The 21,484-nt window shown below is 45.7% G+C and carries 23 protein-coding genes; 6 read left to right on the top strand and 17 right to left on the bottom strand.

The annotated features are described in order from the left end of the window. The first annotated feature begins 34 nt into the window (after positions 1–34). The 4 genes from MKY41_RS20365 (at position 35) to MKY41_RS20350 (ending at position 3,886) form a co-directional block, all read left to right on the top strand. A complete protein-coding gene (locus MKY41_RS20365; protein WP_340746787.1) occupies positions 35–838 on the top strand; it encodes a transporter substrate-binding domain-containing protein in 804 nt (267 codons plus the stop codon). A 31-nt stretch (positions 839–869) separates the two neighbouring features. Further along, the gene (locus tag MKY41_RS20360) at positions 870–1,529 is read left to right on the top strand and encodes an amino acid ABC transporter permease (RefSeq protein WP_340746786.1); all 660 of its coding nucleotides are present in this window, start codon (positions 870–872) and stop codon (positions 1,527–1,529) included. Continuing rightward, positions 1,522–2,244 (top strand): amino acid ABC transporter ATP-binding protein, encoded by a 723-nt coding sequence (locus MKY41_RS20355; protein ID WP_340746785.1) that lies wholly within the window; start codon positions 1,522–1,524, stop codon positions 2,242–2,244. The genes MKY41_RS20360 and MKY41_RS20355 overlap by 8 nt, the downstream gene beginning before the upstream one ends. A 436-nt stretch (positions 2,245–2,680) precedes the next feature. Further along, complete coding sequence (locus tag MKY41_RS20350; protein ID WP_340746784.1) at positions 2,681–3,886, top strand: DHH family phosphoesterase; 1,206 nt, start codon at positions 2,681–2,683, stop codon at positions 3,884–3,886. A gap of 206 nt (positions 3,887–4,092) precedes the next feature. On the opposite strand, the gene MKY41_RS20345 is transcribed toward MKY41_RS20350, so the two are convergent. The 17 genes from MKY41_RS20345 to fabG form a co-directional block, all read right to left on the bottom strand. After that, the gene (locus tag MKY41_RS20345) at positions 4,093–4,497 is read right to left on the bottom strand and encodes a DUF3021 domain-containing protein (protein WP_340746783.1); all 405 of its coding nucleotides are present in this window, start codon (positions 4,495–4,497) and stop codon (positions 4,093–4,095) included. Beyond that, on the bottom strand, positions 4,487–4,948 hold the full coding sequence (locus MKY41_RS20340; RefSeq protein WP_340746782.1) for a LytTR family DNA-binding domain-containing protein: 462 nt from the start codon (positions 4,946–4,948) through the stop codon (positions 4,487–4,489). The genes MKY41_RS20345 and MKY41_RS20340 overlap by 11 nt, the downstream gene beginning before the upstream one ends. 189 nt (positions 4,949–5,137) lie before the next feature. Then, complete coding sequence (locus tag MKY41_RS20335) at positions 5,138–5,761, bottom strand: NAD(P)-dependent oxidoreductase (RefSeq protein WP_340746781.1); 624 nt, start codon at positions 5,759–5,761, stop codon at positions 5,138–5,140. Continuing rightward, the gene (locus MKY41_RS20330) at positions 5,730–6,503 is read right to left on the bottom strand and encodes a sirohydrochlorin chelatase (RefSeq protein WP_340746780.1); all 774 of its coding nucleotides are present in this window, start codon (positions 6,501–6,503) and stop codon (positions 5,730–5,732) included. The genes MKY41_RS20335 and MKY41_RS20330 overlap by 32 nt, the downstream gene beginning before the upstream one ends. Continuing rightward, positions 6,500–7,279, bottom strand: a complete 780-nt coding sequence (cobA, locus tag MKY41_RS20325) for a uroporphyrinogen-III C-methyltransferase (RefSeq protein WP_340746779.1) — start codon at positions 7,277–7,279, stop codon at positions 6,500–6,502. The genes MKY41_RS20330 and cobA overlap by 4 nt, the downstream gene beginning before the upstream one ends. An 18-nt stretch (positions 7,280–7,297) precedes the next feature. Further along, complete coding sequence (gene cysC, locus MKY41_RS20320) at positions 7,298–7,891, bottom strand: adenylyl-sulfate kinase (protein WP_340746778.1); 594 nt, start codon at positions 7,889–7,891, stop codon at positions 7,298–7,300. Positions 7,892–7,903: 12 nt separating this feature from the next. Further along, positions 7,904–9,046, bottom strand: coding sequence for a sulfate adenylyltransferase (sat, locus tag MKY41_RS20315; RefSeq protein WP_340746777.1), 1,143 nt, complete (start codon positions 9,044–9,046; stop codon positions 7,904–7,906). Between the two features lie 62 nt (positions 9,047–9,108). After that, positions 9,109–9,816, bottom strand: coding sequence for a phosphoadenylyl-sulfate reductase (locus tag MKY41_RS20310; RefSeq protein ID WP_340746776.1), 708 nt, complete (start codon positions 9,814–9,816; stop codon positions 9,109–9,111). Between the two features lie 117 nt (positions 9,817–9,933). Further along, complete coding sequence (locus tag MKY41_RS20305) at positions 9,934–10,062, bottom strand: hypothetical protein (protein ID WP_340746775.1); 129 nt, start codon at positions 10,060–10,062, stop codon at positions 9,934–9,936. A 101-nt stretch (positions 10,063–10,163) separates the two neighbouring features. Further along, positions 10,164–11,705: an S-layer homology domain-containing protein gene (locus MKY41_RS20300; RefSeq protein WP_340746774.1), complete on the bottom strand. Its 1,542-nt coding sequence runs from the start codon at positions 11,703–11,705 to the stop codon at positions 10,164–10,166. 506 nt (positions 11,706–12,211) lie between these two features. Then, entirely contained in the window at positions 12,212–13,063 is an 852-nt protein-coding gene (locus tag MKY41_RS20295; RefSeq protein ID WP_340746773.1) for a pentapeptide repeat-containing protein, read from the bottom strand. A 390-nt stretch (positions 13,064–13,453) separates the two neighbouring features. Next, positions 13,454–14,371, bottom strand: coding sequence for a stalk domain-containing protein (locus tag MKY41_RS20290; protein WP_340746772.1), 918 nt, complete (start codon positions 14,369–14,371; stop codon positions 13,454–13,456). A 210-nt stretch (positions 14,372–14,581) separates the two neighbouring features. Beyond that, positions 14,582–15,724 carry an acetylornithine transaminase gene (locus MKY41_RS20285; protein WP_340746771.1) on the bottom strand — a complete coding sequence of 381 codons (1,143 nt, stop codon included), beginning with the start codon at positions 15,722–15,724 and terminating at the stop codon, positions 14,582–14,584. Then, positions 15,721–16,500: an acetylglutamate kinase gene (gene argB, locus MKY41_RS20280; protein ID WP_340746770.1), complete on the bottom strand. Its 780-nt coding sequence runs from the start codon at positions 16,498–16,500 to the stop codon at positions 15,721–15,723. The genes MKY41_RS20285 and argB overlap by 4 nt, the downstream gene beginning before the upstream one ends. After that, a complete protein-coding gene (gene argJ, locus MKY41_RS20275; protein ID WP_340746769.1) occupies positions 16,463–17,689 on the bottom strand; it encodes a bifunctional ornithine acetyltransferase/N-acetylglutamate synthase in 1,227 nt (408 codons plus the stop codon). The genes argB and argJ overlap by 38 nt, the downstream gene beginning before the upstream one ends. Before the next feature lie 231 nt (positions 17,690–17,920). After that, positions 17,921–18,955 carry an N-acetyl-gamma-glutamyl-phosphate reductase gene (gene argC / locus MKY41_RS20270; RefSeq protein ID WP_340746768.1) on the bottom strand — a complete coding sequence of 345 codons (1,035 nt, stop codon included), beginning with the start codon at positions 18,953–18,955 and terminating at the stop codon, positions 17,921–17,923. A gap of 115 nt (positions 18,956–19,070) precedes the next feature. Further along, complete coding sequence (fabG, locus tag MKY41_RS20265) at positions 19,071–19,835, bottom strand: 3-oxoacyl-ACP reductase FabG (RefSeq protein WP_340746767.1); 765 nt, start codon at positions 19,833–19,835, stop codon at positions 19,071–19,073. 170 nt (positions 19,836–20,005) lie between these two features. Between fabG and MKY41_RS20260 the strand changes: the two genes are divergently transcribed. Then, complete coding sequence (locus MKY41_RS20260) at positions 20,006–20,788, top strand: SDR family oxidoreductase (protein WP_340746766.1); 783 nt, start codon at positions 20,006–20,008, stop codon at positions 20,786–20,788. Positions 20,789–21,038: 250 nt separating this feature from the next. Then, positions 21,039–21,212: a hypothetical protein gene (locus MKY41_RS20255; protein WP_340746765.1), complete on the top strand. Its 174-nt coding sequence runs from the start codon at positions 21,039–21,041 to the stop codon at positions 21,210–21,212. Positions 21,213–21,484 lie beyond the last annotated feature (272 nt).

Raw genomic sequence — 21,484 nt, 5'->3', positions numbered from 1 at the left:
AATAAAAATCAAAAAAGATTGGGAGCGAATGAATATGAAAAAATGGTCAGGTATTACCCTACTGCTTGTCCTTGTGATGAGTGTGCTAGCAGCTTGCGGCACGAATAACGAAACAAATGGTGAAAATTCGAATGGCGATGACAGTTCAGGAACAGAAGCGAAAAAAGTGCTCAAAGTCGCAACGTCCGCGGACTACCCTCCTTTCGAATATGTTGACACTGCGAAAAGTGATGAAATTATCGGTTTTGACATTGATTTGGCGAAAATGCTTGCAGATGAACTTGGCTATGAGTTGGATATCCAAGACATGGATTTCAACGGACTCATTCCGGCTCTACAAGCGAAAAGCATCGATTTTGTCATTGCAGGGATGGATGGCAACGACGAAAAACGGCAACAAGTTGTTGATTTTACAGAACCTTATTTTACAGCGACAAACTTAGTCATTTTTAAAAAGGACAGCGGATTTAAAACTGCCGAAGATTTAAAAGGCAAGAAAGTCGGAGCACAAACTGCAACAATCCAAGAAAAGGGTGCACTAGCACTGCAAGATCAGTACGGCTACTCAGTTGAAACACGGGATCGTGTTCCAGACCTCGTTCAGGAAATCAAATCTGGACATTTGGATGCAATCGTTCTCCAAAATGTCGTTTCAAGTGGCTACTTAGGTGCAAATGAGGACCTTACCAGTTTCGAACTGCCAGAAGAACATAAATTGCAATTATCCATCGCTTTCCAAAAAGATAGCGAGCTGACACCTGAATTCAACGAAGCCTTAAAAGAACTAAAAGAGTCGGGTAAAGTGGACGATTTGATCAGTAAGTGGTTTGACCAATAATTTCAATCCGTAGAGAGAGGGATAAAGACTTATGAGCTTGGACTTTACCCAAATTACGTCCTCGATTCCTTATATTTTACAAGGAATCGGGGTTACCTTAAAAATCGTCGGTGTCGCTGCCTTAATCGGTTTTTTCCTGGGGACTTTATTAGCAATCTGTAAGATTGGAAAAGTGAAAGTACTCACCTGGTTGGCAGATATCTATACATCGATTTTCCGTGGAACCCCGTTAATTTTACAGCTATTAATCATCTATTATGGGGTCCCCCAATTACTCGGTATTCAAGTCGAAGCATATATTGCGGCCATTTTAGCATTCGGCCTTAATTCCGGGGCCTATATTTCGGAAATTATCCGTGCCGGGATTTTGGCCGTTGATCGAGGACAACAAGAAGCATCCATGGCCCTTGGCATCCCTTATAGCAAAATGATGAAAGATATCATTTTACCGCAAGCCGTGAAAAATATATTGCCGGCTTTGGTCAATGAGTTTATTACCTTGACGAAAGAATCGGCAATTGTCACAGTGATCGGAATCATGGATATTATGCGCCGATCCTATATCGTCGGCGGTAACACCTATCGTTATTTTGAATCATTGTTATTTGCGGGATTCGTTTATTATATTATGGTCGTTGTGCTGACGATGCTCGGAAAACTGATTGAAAAGAGGATGAGTAGAAGTGATTAAAATTCAAGACCTCCATAAATCTTTCGGAAAAACCGAAGTATTGAAAGGCATTTCAACGACGATGAAAAAAGGGGAAACGATTGCCATTATCGGCCCTTCCGGATCCGGAAAGTCGACGTTTTTACGCTGCATCAACTTACTGGAAACGCCGACAAGCGGACAAATTTGGATTGGTGACGATGAAGTTACAAATCCAAAAACGAATATTTCAAAAGTACGGGAACGGGTTGGCATGGTTTTTCAGCAGTTCAATCTCTTTCCCCATAAAACGGTTTTGGATAATATTACGTACGCACCGATAACTGTAAAAGGCATATCGAAAAAAGAAGCCGAAGACATCGGACGTGAACTGCTTCTAAAAGTAGGATTGGCGGAAAAAGAACAAGCTTCCCCCGGACGGTTATCCGGCGGCCAGAAGCAACGGGTAGCCATTGCAAGAGCGTTGGCGATGTCACCTGAGATGATGTTATTCGACGAACCGACATCTGCCCTAGACCCTGAAATGGTAAAGGAAGTACTGGAAGTCATCAAATCACTCGCACAATCCGGTATGACGATGGCTATCGTCACCCATGAAATGGGCTTTGCACGGGAAGCCGCGGATCGCGTCCTCTTTTTGGACGACGGTCAATTAGTGGAAGATGCTCCCCCTGCCGACTTCTTTTCATCTCCGAAAAGTAAACGCGCAAAAGACTTCTTGGAGAAGATCTTGTAAATCCATCTATATAAAATGAACTAAACAAAGGGACATCACAAACAAACCGTTGCTTTCCGTTCCAAATTTCGTTTGCGACGAAAGCGCAGCGACAGGAGCAGGCGGACGCTTTCCGCGGGCACGGCTTCAGCCAATCGAACAGCGTAGGGTTCGATTGGCCGTATTTCTGCGCATTTTGCAGAAATTAAGGCATCTTCCTGTTGCCAAACGCTGCGCTTTTTGGCACAAAGGCCGTTCTTCGTGACGGCCTTCGCTGGAGTCGCCGCCTTCCACTCCAAGCAACTGGACTCACCGAGTGCAAATCATTCGTTTACATTATATATGTCATAAAACCAACAATGCAGGCGGTTGATTCCGCTAACGTGTTGGTTTTTTGCTCGTATGAGGACTGTCACCTACGCAATTGGACTATACTGTTTTTCGAGGAGTGAAGGATATGTACAAATTGTTGTCCCATAATGATTTGGATGGGGTTGGGTGCGGTATTTTAGCGAAGCTGGCCTTTGGAAAGGAAGTCAAAGTGCGCTACAATTCCGTTTCCGGTCTGGATCGGGAAGTGGAATGGTTTTTAGAGAATGAAGATCGGGATACTTTTTTATTCATTACGGATTTGTCGGTAAGTGAGGCAAATGAGAAACGACTGGAGGCGTTTTTTCAAGCTGGTGGAAAGGTGCAACTGCTGGATCACCATAAAACGGCTCTGCACTTCAATGAGTACGAGTGGGGACATGTCGTGGTCGAGGATGAGGAAGGAAGATTAACTTCAGCGACTTCCTTGTTCTATGATTATCTAGTTACACATTCATTCTTGGAACGATCCGAGGCCTTTGATGAATTTGTCGAGCTCGTAAGGCAGTATGATACATGGGAATGGGAGAAAAATGACAATCACCATGCGCAGCGGCTCAATGCCCTCTTTTTCCTCCTTACCATTGAAGAATTTGAAGAAAAAATGATTAGTCGGCTTCATTTCAACGAACATTTTCACTTTGATGAATTTGAAAAGAAAATACTCGATATGGAAGAGAATAAAATCGAACGCTATATTCGCCGGAAAAGAAGAGAACTCGTCCAGACGCAAACGGGCGACCAGTTTGCCGGCATCGTGTATGCAGAATCTTACCATTCAGAGCTGGGCAATGAACTTGGAAAAGAGTATCCGCATCTCGATTATATCGCGATCCTAAATATGGGCGGAAAACGAGTAAGCTTTCGAACGATCCATGATCATGTTGATGTATCTGAAGTGGCAGGACAATTTGGTGGAGGGGGGCACGCCAAAGCGTCTGGTTGCTCTTTAACTAATGAGGCCTATCAACAGTTTGTGGTCAACACGTTTCACTTGGAGCCCTTACGGGAAGATGCGAGACGGAACCGGTATAACTTGAAACGTTCTTCTTTCGGCACGCTGTACAAAAATCGGATGGAAGAACTCTTTTTTCTCTATCCTGTAAACGATCAAAACTGGGCGATTGAACAAAATAATAAAAATTTAGAACAGACCTTTACAAGTTTTGAGAAAGGAGAAAGTTTCCTGAAAAGAAACTATGAAGCCTGGCTTGTACGGGACGATGCCTTCGTTAATTATTTAATGGACCAGGTTAGGAATGAAAGGCCGGAAGAAAAGACAAATGAAGAATAGTATGTTTTTAAATTATGTCCTGATTTTTCATTTTCCGATTTAGATAAGATGTGAAATAGTGACTGGCACTTATACAGATGTATAAACGCTAGTCACTTTTTTACTTTGGAAACATTCATAGGCTCTAAATGGAATTTGGGACCTTTCTTCTGTAACGATGAAGTAATTTGCATTTTACCGTATCGTTATTTTCCAGATCTACCTTTTTATTTTTTTACTGAATGATTCATTTCATTTTCCATCCGTTTAAAATACAAATAGGATCCATACCAAAATAGTAGATAAACAACGCTGAAAGTTCCAATTCCAATCAGTATCGGGACCAATTGAAGCGGTAACCAGCCCATCCAGATGCCGAGAGGTAACCAAATGATAATGGATATGAGATAGTGAAAAGCAGTCTTTTTCAAAGGGCTCCATTCTTCAATTTCAAAAATAAGAGAAGCACCGCCAAAGTAAATCCCCATTGCCATACCGCCTAGCGTATTTCTCCATATTTCGGAAATCGGGACTTGAACATCCTGAAACATCATGGCTGTTAGTATAGAAAACGTGATAATAGCCGTATATCCCAAGCCAATCAAACTTCTTCTGGCCACTTCAACGATCATGATCTTCAACTCCTAAAATTAGTTTTCTTTTTACCTCATGAACATACTTTCGGGAGACATACTCTTTACTGCCAGAATGAAAATACACACAGAGGTTGCCATTGAAAGCTAATTCAAAATAGGCAATTTTGTCCAGATTTCCAAGTGCCGATTTAGATAAACGACAAAATCCATGACTCTCTAATAACTCTTCAGCTTCATATAGTTTCATCGTCAGCTCAATGGATTGCTTGTTGGTCGAAGCAAACACTTTACGATTTTCAGCAAATATATATTCAATGTCACTGGGTGAAAGCAAAATTGACTTATCCCCTTCCACACCAATAATCCGTTTGGGTGCTTGATAATCCAATTTCTTTACCAGTTCTTCAAGCTCTCTCGTCCACTCCTTCGCATGGATCGTCACAGAGGTTTCATCATATTTTGGATTCAGATCGATATTTACCTTCATTCCATCCCCCTCTCTCCCTCTCCAGTATACTAATAATTCAGTCAATAATTTAGATTTTTACATAAGATTCATCTTTTCGTGATTAATAAGTCGAATGTAATGAATGACCTAACGATCTAACGTTATGCTTCATATCGAGCAAAATAAAATCCCCTCCATCGCCATCAGCGATTTGGAGGGGATTTCTATTTATTTTACAGCTTGAAACTCTTCGGCAAGCTCCCGACGAAAGCGTTCCCTTTCCTCAGGCTGCTCCAGGTAAATCGGTTCAACCGCTCTCTTCAGCCACTTCTGCCGATCCGCACGGCTCTCCGCATGCTCTTTAACAAATTGGCGGATGTCATGCAAAAAATCAAGATAAGCTTCGTAGCGTTCATCATAGACGTCAGCTAACTCATTCCGGATCTGCTTGGCCAATGTCGGGCTTGCTCCACTTGTGGACACGCTCAAGACCAGCTTCCCCCGCAAGGCGACTGCCGGGACTTGTGCATTCCCAAGCGCTGGGTTGGAGGCATGGACGACGAGCTTACCTGCTGCTTTCGCTTGAGCTGCCAGCCGGTCGTTCACCGCTTCGTCATTCGTTACAAGGATCAGCAGAAACGCGTCTTGTACATCGGACCACTCGGCTTCTTTTTTATGTAGAATGACCTTTCCTTCCTTGACCAGCTTGTCAAAGGAAGGATGAAACTCCGGGCTCACCACATGCGGCGTAATATGGAAACGCAATAGATTTTCAACCTTATGGTACGCGATGACTCCCCCACCGACGATGACTACTTTTTCAGACGACACGTCGACCATGATTGGAAACATTCAAACCGACTCCTTTCCAAGTTGCCTCTTCCACCCGCTGCCGAAGTATCCCGCTAATGAGCGGATCGTAGCCGAGCGGAGAGCAAAGCGAGACGGTGGAATCAGTAGCTAGCTGCTTCACAGTCCGCTCCATACTCTTCATTAAAATACCAGTAAACAGCAAATAAGGCAAAATGAAAACTTGTTTCGTTCCCCTCTGGAGGATGCCATCCAACGCATCTTCAAAAGAAGGTCCGCAAGCGGCTAAAAAACCGATTTCTACTTCAGACAACCCGGTCCTTTTCTTGAATAGACGTAGGATCTCCGTAAAATAATCCTGGACGATCGGATCACTGCTTCCCCGACCGACGATGAGAACAGAAGCATCATCCGGGATGCCCCCGGCGGTTTCCACCATCCGATCCACCAATACCTCCACGAGCTGCGGATGGACCCCGAACGGCTCCCCGTAATAAAGAGGGATGCCCGGGTATGGAGCGATCGCTTGCTCCAACGCTTGCGGAATATCATATTTGGCATGACCCGCATGCAATAAAAGCACAGGTACTGCAATGATTTCCGTAGCCCCTTGCTCGATACAACGGGCAATCCCTTGCCCAATCGATGGTTCCGCCAGCTCCAGGAAACAGGCTTCCTGGATCGGCGCATCGACGGTCAACATCGTTTTTTCAATAAAATCCAAAGCAGCCGTCTGACCGGCCTTCACCCGACTGCCATGGCAAATATATAATACGGCCTTCATTGTGCCGCTCCTTGTAAAGCACCCTGTGAATCCGCCTGTTCCGCAAACCATTGTAGTTCATCTCGCAGCCGGACGACTTCCCCGATGACAATCATGCTCGGATTGGTCACACCTTCCCGTAGGGCAACTTCTACAATCTCTGCCAAGTCGCCCGTCACCGTCCGCTGGTTAGAAGTCGTTCCCCAATGTATGAGGGCGACGGGGGTTGTGGGTGGCTTGCCATGTTTCAATAATTGTTCTTGGATATACGGCAAGTTTTTCACCCCCATATAAATGGCCAGCGTATCGATTCCTTTCGCAAGCGCAGCCCACTTCTCCTCTTCCTCTGCACCTGCTTTCCGGTGGCCGGTCACGATCGCAAAAGAGGCACTGTATTCCCGGTGCGTAACAGGAATGCCTGCATACGCAGGGGCAGCGATCCCGGACGTAATGCCCGGAACCACTTCAAATTCGACTTGATGCCGGACCGCAAATGACGCTTCTTCGCCACCCCGCCCGAACACAAAGGGATCCCCGCCTTTCAGACGGACGACATTTTTCCCTTCTTTGGCGTATTTGACTAACAGGAAATTGATGGAGTCCTGTTGGACGTAGTGGTGATCGGGAAGCTTCCCGCAAAATATGAGTTCCGCTTCCCGTTTCGCGTAATTCAACAGCTCTTCATTCACCAAACGGTCATACAAAATGACATCCGCTTGCTGAATGGCTTTCATCCCTTTGATTGTCAATAAATCCGGATCACCAGGTCCTGCTCCGACAAGCCATATTTTGCCCATCCGGGGTCCCTCCTTTCGTTACAGCCAGTTTCGATCTTTTATATAAGCCACGAGCTGATCGACGCACTCTTCCACGGAATGGCTATCTGTATGAAGCGTGATTTCCGGATTGACAGGCGCTTCGTACGGAGAGGAAATCCCGGTGAACCCAGGAATTTCACCCGCCCGCGCTTTTTTATACAATCCTTTTGGATCTCGTTCTTCACATACTTCTAACGGAGAACTGATATACACTTCGACGAATTCATCTTCCTCCAACAAAGCCCGCACCGTATCCCGGTCTTCCTGGAACGGGGAAATGAACGCCGTGAACACGACTTGCCCGCTGTCGATGAACAACTTTGACACTTCCCCGATCCGGCGGATATTCTCTTTCCGCGCTTCATCCGAAAAACCGAGGTCTTTATTCAACCCATGCCGTACATTGTCTCCGTCAAGGACATACACTTTGACGCCCAGGTCAAAGAGGCGTCGGGCAGCTGCATTAGCAATGGTCGATTTGCCGGAACCCGATAAGCCAGTGAAGTAGAACACCGCGCTATGATGCTGATTCTTATGTCGTCTTTCCTCTTTCGACAATGATTGTTCATGCCATACGATATTGTTGGACATCTCTGTTCCTCCTTAGCTGACAGGTTCTTTTTCCCGCAATCCATTGATTAATACTTCCACCACTTCTTTTCTACTGAACTCTGGAGGCGGCACTTGCCCATTCTTCAGCATCTCCCGCACTTTCGTTCCGGACAGGATGACATGCTCCTCACTTGAATGCGGGCAAGTCTTCGGCGTCGCCATATTGCCGCACGCCTTGCAATAAAAACTATGTTCGAAGAATAATAGCGCAATGCCAATTTCCTCTGCCGTGAAATTCGAAAAGATTTCCTGCGCTTCATATGTGCCATAATAATTTCCTACTCCGGCATGATCGCGCCCTACAATGAAGTGCGTGCAGCCATAATTTTTCCGGACGATAGCGTGGAAAATGGCTTCCCTTGGCCCCGCATAGCGCATGGCAGCCGGGAATACGGCGAGTTGGACACGATCTTTTGGATAATAATCGCGCAGCAATACTTGATAACTTTCCATACGCACGTCTGCCGGAATATCATCCGATTTCGTCTCACCGACGAGCGGGTTCAACAATAACGCGTCGACAATCTCTAACGCCGTTTTCTGGATGTATTCATGAGCACGATGGACCGGATTGCGCGTTTGGAAACCGACAATCCGCTTCCAGCCTTTTTCCGCAAAAAGCTGTCTCGTGTCCGCGGGATCAAAATAGAAGTCCGTGAAACGAGTTTGCTCAATCCGCTTGATCAACGTAATCGGTCCCCCCAAGTAAATGGAACCCCGCTCTACCACTTTCGCAACGCCCGGATGAGCCCGGTCCGTTGTCTTGTAGACGTTTTGCGCCTCGGTTTCCTGATCCGGTTCGAAGATATCCGTAATCGTCAAAGTGCCATACGTCGATCCACCGTGGGTCAATAAAACCGTATCCCCTACAGAAAATGCAGATGCATCCTGTACAGGAAGAGTGATCGGCAAGCTCCACACCGTACCATCGGCCAGTCTCATATTGTGGACGACCTTGTTATAATTCGCCTCGGACAAAAATCCCGTCAGCGGGCTGTATGCACCGATAGCGATCAGTTCCAAATCGCTTAACGCCATCGCGTCAATTTCAAGGCTCTTTTCAACAGCGCTAATATCCTGCGCAGGTTGGTACCGGTTGATCAACTGTCCCCCATGGGCTGAAATCGTAGTCATAACATCATCCTCCAATAATAGTTTATAATACACATAAAATTACTTGGTTTAAAGCTAAAAAATTAACTCGTATGAAGGCCACACTCGGTTTTACCAGAGCCGCTCCATCGTCCAGATCGCAAATCTTCCTCTGAAAAGGCACGGTTCGTGCACGGCGCACATCCGATACTCGGATACCCTTGGTCATGAAGCACATTATAATCAAGATCATGTTTGGAAACGAATCGCCACACATCTTTCCAAGTCCAGTGGATCAGCGGACAGACCTTCACTTTTTGAAATCGGTTGTCCAGATTCAAATACTCTGTGTTTTTCCGAGTGTCGGATTGTTCCCTTCGCAGACCCGAAATCCACGCAATGGAAGGGGCAATCGCTTTTTGAAGTGGGATGATCTTCCGCAGTTCGCAACACTTATTCGGATTTGTTTTGAATAAATCCTCGCCATATAATCGGGTTTGTTCTTCCACCGTAATTTCTGGTTTTTGCAATTGGGTTCGGAGGAAAGGATAACGTTTTTTCACTTTTTCAATCGTTTCCAATGTCTCTTTGAAATGATAGTCTGTGTCAAGAAACACAATTTGCGCATCGGGTTTAATTCTGGAAATCAGTTCAATCAGCACAATTCCTTCTATTCCGAAGCTGCAGGCATAGACCAATCGCTCTCCATACGTCTGATAGGCCCATTTCAGGACTTCCAGGGCTCCCTTGGTTTCTGAATCTGCAGGAAAAGCTGGTTGACTGTTCTTTTCCCATGACTCGAATGTAAGCATCCACTCGCCTCTCTTTCCGATTACTAATTTCGATTGTATCAGACAATTTAAATTAGTCAATGCTTATTTGATTAGTAGGTTTTAATTATTGCCAAGCTCAAACGGCTCGGCTTGCATTCAACCTGAAGTCTGCACCTCTTTCTCGGTTATTGTATGATTTGATCCGAAAACGAGCATGAGTAGAAAAACGAGTAAAATAATGATATTGATGAATTTCCCCGCACTATAATTTTCGATATTCTCCAAATCAATCGCTCCTAACCGACTTTTTCCTATGTATATGCTAATTATCTTATTTCGTATAATGAAGAAAACGGCCCGAACAGTTTTCCGTCCGGACCTCTTTTTCATTTTAAATATCGTCGTGCCCCGGAAAATTCCGACTTATAGGGCTCCGTGTTGATCGAAATGATTTCCACACTTTTTTTGGGATTAGGAGAGTGGATCATTTGTCCATTTCCGATGTACATGCTCACATGGTGCACTTGGCCTTTTCCTTTATTATGCGAAAAGAACATCAAATCACCAGGCTGCATCTTGTTCTTCGCCACAGCAGTTCCATTTGTCGCTTGGACGGAAGAATCTCGTGGAATCGAGATGCCATGCTGTCGATACACAGTGTACGTGAAACCGGAGCAATCCAAGCCGAATCCGGATGTCCCCGCCCATAGATACGGCAAGCCAGTGAAAAGTTTCGCTGTATTGACAATGTCCTTTTGGGTTGGTTTAGCAATGGCTGTCGCGTTTTTCAATAGTTTCGCGTCTTGCTTACGGATAAATTTCACACCATTGGCCGGGGTCTGCACCTGGAGCCATGCGCCTTCCTCTTTCAATACAGGTAAAATGGTGTTGAAACTGATATCCATGAACTTTTTCGAAGTGCCTGCTGTTTCATAAAGCCCTGCTTTTGGGACGCTGACCATTGCAATTTGACAATCTTTGTAATTCGGATACATTTCGGTAATATGCGATTTCGGCACCCAGCCTGGATACCCCGTTTTGTTTTTCGGTGAATACTGGTCTTTCACGGCCACCTGGTACCAGTCACCGCTGCTCTTGAGAATAGCGACTTCTTGTCCATAAAGAGCTTGCGTCTCAATTTTACCGACGAGCCACTGTTTTTGAGGAATAGACATTGTTTTTGTCCACTTGGTCACATCGACGGGCGCGGCGATGGATGACTTGTCCACTGCACGGGTTTTGTTCGGCTCTTTCCAAAGCGTTGTAACGGCGACATTCACTGTATACGTTTTCGTATTATCCGGTTTATAGCAGGAGATTGTCTGCTTGAATGCCGGATTCAGAATTCGCGCCAGGAACGTCGCAAAATGGCCGCGCGTAATGGAAGCGCCCGGTTTATACGTATTATCCGGATAACCCGTTGTCACTTGATTGACAAACAGCGTCTTGATAGAATCGGCAGCCCAATGGGTCGGATCTACGTCACGGAACGTATAGGCAGTCGTCCCTTTCAAGTCGAATGCTTTGACGAGAATAGCCGCCATTTGAGCGCGAGTCAACTTATCATTCGGGCGGAATTCGCCTTCCATATTCCCCGCCATGATCCGTTCATCGACGACAGTTGCGATAACAGCATATCCTCGATCTCCCGATTGGACATCTTTCATACTCGGATCAGGCCGATCAGCTGTGTCCAACTGTAAGGCGCGCACTAACATTTCTGAAGCTTCTAATCGGGTAATTGCTTGATTGACTCCGAAAGCTTTCGATGGATTTAACTCGATGATTCCAAGTCCGGCAAGAAATTCAAGCTCTGCTTTTGAAGCATAATGGTCAGGGACGTCCTGGAAGAGCGGAGCTGCCGACACGGGAACGAAGCTAGCAAACGTGAAGAATATCGCCAAAAGCGGCAACAACAGTTTTTTCATTGCAATATCTCCCTCATTGTTTTGTTCTATGATGATCTTTCTATAACGTACAGGATAGAATGGGAGATGTATAGTACTTTCTACTAAAAATTTTGGTAGATTAAAAGGGTGGAAGCAAGTGAGGTGGAACGGAAAAGATGGGGGAATTGGTTAGACAGTCGGGAGCGGAGACCTGGCCGTGAGAAACTGTCATAATAATTCTCTAAACGTCAATATGTTTGTTGATATACCAAGGATTTTTAAGTTAAGTTGGTTCAAATTAATAATAAGTCGCAAACGAAATTTGGTACGGAAAGCAACGGTTTGGTTGTGCACGTTTCTTAAGTTCATTTTATATATCCTAATCGTTTTGAGACATAGGCAATATAAACATTAAGAAAAAAGGCACATATTAAATCTGTGCTTTTAATGTTATAAGTAGTTTTCTTTATTTCAAAAATTTCAGATAATTGAATCGGATGGAAATAATCTTCAAAAACTCTTTCAATATACAGCCATGAACAAAATCAGTTAATCCAATGAGAGGGGCGCTGTATATGAGAGGGTAATGTTGTCTTTGCATCACCTTTAGCCGAATTGATTTGCATTTGAGTTAAAAACATGCCCGTAGATAAGTTCGCTCCCCTTAAATCGACATCACGCAAATCTGCACCAATAAAATCAACACCTCTCAAATCCGCATTCCTCATATCTGTAGCAATCAAATAGGCTCCTCTTAAATCTATTGCCCTTAAATCTTTACCTTTTAATTTTTTTCCAATCCAATCCGCTCTTTCATGATTATAATTCTTGGCATTTTTAGTGCCAGGTAACTTTGCAATTAAGCTTTCTCGGATATACTTACTGGTTTCCGAAAGCAATTCATTTAATGGAAATCTGTAGATTACTAGATCAAGAGATAATAATTGTTCGGCATCGAGTTTGGTTAAGTTCTGCAATTCTTTTAACTGCAAACTCAATTTATTGAACAAAACATGGGGAATATCATACGACAAGGCTTCTGACGTGTATGCGATCATTTCATGTATTTGCTCCATGATTGGAAACACTTGGAACATTTTATCTCCGATTTCAGGAATGTCTCGCCAATTTTGACCTTTAAAAGTAACTTGAGAAACGACTTGTCCAGCACCTAAACAGTCAAACACTGTACAGCCCTTAAAACCTTTCTCCCGCAAGTTACCGTGAATCTGACAACCATAATCGGATTGTAAATGAATACAAGGTGTACCTGCTGGCTTGTTAATTGGAAAGTCACTCGACGCTATAATAGTAAGCGCTGTGCAGCAAAGTCCAAAGCACTTCGTACAATCAGCCGTTAAACTTTCTCTAATATTTTTGGCTGTTTCATTATCCATTTTTCTACCCTCTATCTTTAGTTGAGTTTATTATAATTCCTAAAACAAGATAACCCGTTTGTTGAATATCAATTATTTCCATATTACCATCAATACCTTTTTCTTTGAAAGAAATTCTTGTATAAAAATTTATTGATTGTATATAACTTTTAATCCATTGAAAACTATTTATGTAAGCGAACTACTCCATGTTGTCCAACCAACTTCAGGGAGTTAGGGAACCACCAGTCATTTCCAATGAAACGACGAAACTAGCCACCATTCGCTCTCGATGTGCAACCACCGTCAATCCAAAGGGGCTGTTAGACGTTACTCCAAAACAAAAAGAGCATGAAACATCCGCCCCGTGCCGAGGCGTTCCCATTGTTTCACGCTCTTTCTTCAACCACGTCAGTTTTGCAGCAATTGTTCCAAAAAGTCTTCGGATACGAATGTTTTCATACCTTTTAGTTCAGGGGCCTGCTGGAATTTCACAATGCTTTTGTTCAGGCCGTAGGATTCTTCGCCCCGGATGATTTTGAAGGAAAGATTCTGTTTCGTCACCAATGCCCCATTCTCTTGCGGAAGGGATTGGACATGGTAGCCGAGCTGTTCGGCGATTTTCCGCAACGGTATCATTTTGACCCCGTCTTTCATGTAGTGATCCTCTGCAATCAGTTGCTCAACTTTTGCCAGCTCTTCTGTGACATAGTTCAACGTCATGATTTTTTTCGGTGTAGTTTGAGGTGGGATGCTCCGGGTGGTGGCGTCATAAAAGACGACCAGTTCCAAGTTTTTGCCGTGCAGATCCTTTTTCTCGATGGGTTCCCCTTTTTGATTGACCAATTCCGTCTTCTCGCCGATATTCAATTTCAATTCTCCATCTAGGCTGAGGAATTCCTTGTCAAACTTGCCGATCTTCACTTCGCCAAAAACTTCCTCATCTTTTACAATCAGGATTTCAGGTGTCACAGTCGCCGGGTAGATCAGGATCATCGGTTTATTCTTGTCGTAATACCCTTCCACAGCATCCCCTACCGCCAATTCCGCTTTGGTCAGCGGCTTCGTCGTTCCGCTGTTGAACACTAAAGAATTGTCATTGACCCGGAAAATCATGATCATTCCCTCTTCATTTTCCACTGTCGCCCGAATTTCACTTTTCCCTTTTTCAATATCCGTAATGACTCCTGCATACTGGATATAATTTGTCGCATCCTCCTGCTGTTCTTCAACAGCTTGCAACGTTACATCTTGCGCCATGGCAGAGTACCCTCCCATCAAGCTACCTGTCAATAAGGCCGCCATCGCAATCGTACCCATTTTCTTCATGTTGTCCTCTCCTTTGCATACATTGTCACCCCATTTGACGGGGTAGGTCGATAAAAGTTACGGATAATCTTACCAAAGTTGAATTAATTTCGTTGCCAAAAACGAAATACTTAAAAGGCCCGCTGAGGAAAGCGAGCCTTTTACTAATCAGATGTAGGTCAATTTTGAATAGCGCTTCACTGAACGCCTTAATTCAAACCTTTCCTTTTTTTAAGATACCGGGATACCGAGGACAGATGCCAACAGTTCCACAGCTTTGTCGATCTCCTCTTTCGTCACGGTGAGCGGCGGCAGGAGACGAATGACATGCGGCCCTGCCTGCACGACTAACAGGCCGGCTTCTTCCGCTTTTGAAATATACGATGCGACTTCTTCTTGACAAGCGACACCGACAAGAAGACCGGAGCCTCTGACCGTAAAGCGATCTTCCGGCAGAACGGACTTCAATTGCTCGACCAAATACGAAGAGAGTTCATTTACCTGCTTCAAGAAATCGTCTTGGAATACATGGTCGATCACCGTCTGAGCCACCGCCACGCCAAGTGGATTGCCGCCGAACGTCGTCGCATGCGAGCCGGGACCGAACGCGTCGAATAAAGCCGGGGTTCCGAGCATCGCCCCGATTGGGAATCCTCCGCCCAATCCTTTTGCAAGTGACATGATATCCGGTTTCAAAACAGTCTGCTCATACGCATAGCGTGTACCAGTCCGCCCGATTCCAGTCTGCACTTCATCCACAATGAGGAGAATGCCTTTCTCTTGGCAAATATCCGAAATGGCTTGCGCAAACTCAGGACTGACCGGGTTGACGCCGCCTTCTCCTTGGATGACCTCAAGCATGATCGCCGCCACCTCATCATCAACAGCGGCTTTCAGCGTATCGATGTCATTGTAAGGGATCGTCTTGAATTTCTCGAGCAATGGACCGAACCCTTCTTGGACCTTTTTCTGTCCGGTTGCCGACATGGTCGCGATTGTACGGCCATGGAAAGACTGTTCAAATGTGATGATCGTATGCTTCTGCGTATGTTTGCGGGCCAATTTGATAGCCGCCTCGTTCGCCTCCGCTCCACTGTTGCAGAAGAAGACATGGCCGAAATGCGTATCGTTCACAAGCGATGCAGCCAGTTTTTCCTGTTCCGGGCTAGCAAATATATTCGATGTATGCCATAGTTTTTCACTTTGCTTTTGCACGGCTTCCACAATGGCCGGATGCGCATGCCCGAGACTGACAACTGCAATCCCACTCGTGAAGTCCAAATATTCTTTTCCTTGGTCATCCATGACGCGGGTCCCTTGCCCCTCTACAAGATGGACCGGTCGCCGTGCATAGTTGTTGAATAAAGCACTCAAGCCGTAACCCCCTCACTGCGTATATCCGTCCCGCTTAAATGCTGATCAACAATCTTGACGGACGGAATGCCCGCCGACAAGCAAGCAAGAGCCGCTTCCACTTTCGGCACCATACCGCCATAAATGTCGCCAGTCTCGATCCATTTTGTAATGGAAGATGGCGAAACGGTTTGTTGCACTTCATCATGGATCCGGATGCCGGGTGTATCCGTCACGAGCAGCAGACTATCCGCTTCCACTGCAAGCGCAATCCGGCTTGCAACGGTATCCCCGTTAATATTAAGAGGCTTGCCATCTTCAGAAACGCCAATGCAGGATAGTACCGGCATGAAGCCGGCATCCGTCACCTTCTCCAACACTTCCGTCCGGATGTTCTGGATTTCCCCGACATTGCCATATACCTTTTCATCTAAGAAGCTGCATGTAATCAGTTGCCCATCGAATCCGCTCAAGCCGATCGCTGCAATGCCCTCGCTATTTAGCTGATGAACCAAAGCCGGATTCACTTTGCCGATCAATGTTGATTGGACGATGCCGATTGCCTCGTCAGACGTAACACGGATACCGTTCACCGCTGTCGATGTGACACCGCTTCTCGCAAGCTCTTGATTGATAGCCGGACCGCCGCCATGGACGATGATCGGAGCCACTCCATCCGCCATCAATTGTTTCAGCTGAATGAAGAACTGTTCGCTCAATCCTTCCAGCATGCTGCCGCCTAATTTAATGACAATCCGCTTACGTTCTGTAAGTGGCGTTGATTTGGACATAGTCATATGTCAAGTCGCACCCCCATGCCAATCCTTGCCCTTCTCCCTGATGAAGCTGGACGACAATTTTCACTTCAGGCTGTTTCAAGTATTCACGCAAATGCTCTTCCGAGAAGCTGACCGGCTCTCCGCTTTCGACGACCGTTGTATCGCCGATCTGGATGCTGATCGCGTTTGGATCGACAGTTGCGCCACTATAGCCGACCGCTGCGATAATTCGTCCCCAGTTCGCATCGCAACCGAAGACCGCAGTTTTGACTAATGGGGAACCGACGACCGTTTTGGCGATTTTCCGTGCTTCTTCATCAGAGATGGCTCCGACAACTTCGGTTTCGATCAGTTTCGTCGCCCCTTCACCGTCTTTTGCGATCATCTTCGCCAAGTCTTGTGCCACGGCATGTAAGGTTTGAATGAATTTATCCCACTCCGGGTGGTCCGGCGTCAGGGATTCATTTTCCGCCAAGCCGTTTGCCAACAAGAGGACCGTGTCATTCGTCGAAGTGTCACCATCAACCGTGATGGCGTTGAATGTCAAATCCGTCACCGTTTTAAGCGCCGTCTGCAAATGAGGCGTCTCCACATTCGCATCCGTTGTAATGAACCCGAGCATCGTCGCCATATTCGGTTCGATCATCCCGGAGCCTTTCGCCGTACCGGCAATGGTGATTTCCTTGCCATCGATGACCGTGATGTACGCAGTGTTTTTCGTCACCGTATCTGTCGTCAACAACGCTTGGGAAAACTGGATCGAACCTTCCAGACCATAGCTCGGCTCGATTTTTTTAATTCCTTTGATAATCGGGACCATGTTCATCTTTTCTCCGATGACACCTGTGGAGGCGACCCCTACGAGATGAGTCGCAATGCCAAGCTTTTCCGCCGTCATTTCCTGCATGGCATATGCATCTTCCATACCTTGTTTGCCCGTGCACGCATTGGCATTGCCGGAATTGATGATGATCGCTTGCATCTTCCCTTCCTGGGCAATTGCTTCTTTCGTGACGTAAAGAGGAGCCGCCTGGACGGCATTTGTCGTAAAGACACCTGCGACATTGGCAGGCACTTCACTGACGAGCAACCCGAGATCATTCTTTTTATGCTTCAGACCGCAATGGATGCCGTCCGCTTTAAATCCTTTCGGCGAAAGGATGTTATAGCCTGAGATTCGTTTCATGGAAACTGTTTTCGTTGTCATCGTACTACCCCCAAAAAATCAATTTCGCCTTGGCGTAATTGTGAATCGAACAGCGAAGGGTTCGATTTGCCGTATTTCTGCGTTTTTTGCAGATATTAAGGCACCCTCAATGTGAGGTCCATTCAAAATCTGTGACATCCGCCGGAGGCTCTAATTTGAATCAGCCGGGATTAAAACCCTGTGCCTATAAAGTATTGCTTTGCGCTTTACCTAACCCTTTGTTGATTCAAATTAGATGAATGCCGGGACAAGTTCGAGGCCCGCTGCTTCGTCCAGTCCGAACTGGACGTTCATGTTCTGGATCGCTTGCCCTGCCGCCCCTTTTACCAAGTTGTCTATAACAGACACGATGGTAGCACGATTGGTTCGTGGATCGACTTTCACATGGATATCGCAGTAGTTCGAACCGTACACTTGATTCGTACCGAATTTATTGGCTTCCCGGATAATCCGGACGAACGGTTTGCCCTTGTACGCTTCTTCCAGACAGTTGACGAGATCCTGTTCCGTCACTCCGTCCGCGACCGCCGCGTAGCTCGTCGAGAGAATTCCCCGTGTCATCGGCACAAGATGAGTGCTGAACGTAATCGGCGGTGCTTCGTGAGCAAATAGTGAAAATGCCTGCTCGATTTCCGGAATATGCTGGTGCTGATTTAATTTATAAATAGCTGTATTTTCATTCGTCTCACTGAAATGAGTCATCTGATTCGGTTGGTTGCCCGCACCGGAAACACCGCTTTTCGCATCGATGATGAGCTGGGACGGATCGATCAGCTGCTCTTTCAATAAAGGCAAAAGCGAGAGAAGGACCGCTGTCGGATAGCAACCTGGATTCGCAATCAGCTGCGCATCGGCAATCGCTTCTTTATTCCACTCGGTCAGGCCATATACACTTTCCGCCACTGCGGCTGCCGGAGCCGGCTCTTTTTTATACCATTCCTCATAGAGCGCCAAATCCTTCAAACGGAAATCCCCGGACAAATCAATTAGCTTCGGACCTTTTCCAACTAGAGGCGGCAACAACTGGCTTGCGACGCCTGCGGGTGCACTCGAGAATACAACATCAAATTGTGCCAATCTATCATTCTCAATCCGCTGTAGCGGCTGATCAAATATATTCATAAGATGTGAGTATTTCTGTGAAAAAATTGTTCCTTCTTCAGACGATGTGAATAAAGTTATTTGTTCGACTTCAGGATGGTTATGAAGAAAACGAATTAATTCGAGACCACCGTAGCCTGAAGCTCCAATAATTCCAACCTTCATGCCAATCACCTCAACTACATGTTAGGATTAGTATAGTAATGTATAAATATAAAGTCAATAGTATTTTTATGTATTTCTTGTTTTTTCGAGATGTTACCGTTTTCAAGAAAGAGTGCTAGTTTTTCGGACCGCCTGCAACATACAGTACTTGCCCATTGACGAAGGAAGACCGTTCATCCGCGAAAAACGCGACAGCATTGGCAATATCTTCAGGCTGACCGCTTCGGCCAACAGGAATCTGGCGAACACTTGCCTGAACGAGTTCTTCAAAAGGAATGCCCAAACGATCCGCAGTTGATTTTGTCATTTCGGTTTCAATAAACCCCGGTGCGACGGAGTTGGCGGTAATACCGAATTTGCCCAACTCGATTGCTAAAGTTTTCGTAAAACCTTGCAACCCCGCTTTAGCCGTTGCATAGTTTGCCTGTCCCCGATTCCCTAATGCAGAAGTCGAAGAAATCGTCACAATGCGCCCGTATCGCTGATTCACCATGTATTGCTGAACTGCCTGAGTTGCATAAAATGCCCCTCTCAAATGAACATCCATCACAGTAAGCCAATCGTCATCCGTCATTTTGAAAAGTAAATTATCCCGGGTGACGCCTGCATTATTCACCAAAATATCGATTGAACCGAACCTCTCGAATACAGATTCCATCGCATCTTCAACCTGCTTGCGATCTGTCACACTGGCATGGATACCCGCAATGTCAAATCCCATTTCATTCATTTCTTTTAAAGTCTTCTCAAGCCCCTCCTGATTGACATCCAAAATGGCGACGTTCGCTCCTTCCGTTGCGAATTCCTCCACGATTTTCCGGCCGATGCCTTGACTCCCACCCGTCACAATCGCGGTCTTGCCTGAAAAACGATTTCCCATTCACAACCTTCTCCCTTCCAAGAATTATCTAACTATAAATTCATCATACCATTGTCTACGTTTTCTTGGAGAATCAAATCTTTAGAATTGATTTGTGGCTAAAGATGACGGTATGCTATACTAAGTTTAGTAACAGGTCCTATTAGCAGCTATGAAAATAAATGGGGGTTATGATGATGGATATACTTAATTTAAAAGGAAAAAATATTGTAGTAATGGGTGTGGCGAATGAGCGGAGCCTGGCTTGGGGAGTAGCGAAATCGCTGTTTTCCGTTGGTGCGAATGTCATCTTCACGTATCGGAAAGAACGCTCGCTTGCGAAAATGGAGAAAGCATTGGAAGCAGGCAACTATGAAGCGCGCATGGTCGTCCAATGCGACGTCAATGACGATACCAGCATGCATGAAGCATTCACGAAAATCGGCGAGGAAGTCGGCGTCATTCACGGCGTTGTCCACTCCGTAGCATTTGCCCATGCCGAAGACCTCCGTAATGATTTCGTCGAAACAACGAGAAGCGGGTATGCGTTCGCACAAGATACAAGTTCGTACTCCCTCATCGCTGCAGCGAAAGAAGCGCGTCCATATATGAAGGAAGGCGGATCCATCGTGACGATGAGTTATCTCGGAGCCGAGCGAGTACTCGACGGCTATAATGTCATGGGCGTCGCGAAAGCGGCATTGGAAGCATCCGTCCGCTATTTGGCCAACGACCTCGGGAAAGACGATATCCGTGTCAACGCGATTTCCGCTGGCGCCGTCCGGACACTTTCCGCAAAAGGGGTTCCTTCATTCAACACGATCCTGTCTCAAATTGAGGAGAAAGCTCCATTGAAGCGCAATGTCACGCAAGAAGAAGTCGCTGAAATGACCATCGCCATGCTCAGCAAACTGTCCAGCGGCGTCACCGGCGAAACAATCTACGTCGATGCCGGCTATCATATTATGGGTTGAATTAATTACAGCTGTCCCGATGAATTCGGGGCAGCTGTTTTGCATAATAAAGATTCTTGGTAACATATCTAAACCAACCAAATATTTCTTCGTATAGCCGCCGCAACTAATGTTTACACTAGGGCAATCAGGTGTTAAATCAACTGATGACTGTGGGGAGGTTAATACCTCCCCGTTTACTATTTGAGAAACATAATAACCGTGTTACTGGTGATTATAGAAGGAATAAACACAAAAGGGAGGCTCGAAAATGACGAAAAACATTAACACGAATTTCAATGCCGGCAAGAAAAAGGAGGACCCGAATACGTATACAGCCTATGGAGACCCCGTGAAATCCTCTTCTCCTCCGATTAATCAAAATTTCAAACAAGCCAATTCCACTATTGCCGAAAGTACCCAGGAGAGAAAGTCATTGAAATAGGATGTGGTCCTGTCTATACGGCGTGGCTTTTATTGAAACATTACAGGGTGAACCACCAGCTGTCCGAAACAAACTCGGACAGCTTTTTTCCGATTCGAAAGTCCTGTTTTGGGAATAAAATTGTGAACTTGACGGATAAGACGAGGAATAGGACGGATAACGCTGTAAATTTGACTGATACTTTAACAGAAGTGGATGATATAGCTGTGAACTTGACGGATATTTCTTTGCTGCCGAAGTGATTGCCGAAAAAATCATGCGGTATTAGCAGA

Source organism: Sporosarcina sp. FSL W7-1349, from assembly GCF_038003045.1.
In the GTDB taxonomy this organism is placed as follows: domain Bacteria; phylum Bacillota; class Bacilli; order Bacillales_A; family Planococcaceae; genus Sporosarcina.
This window is presented reverse-complemented; position numbering and strand designations above follow the sequence as displayed.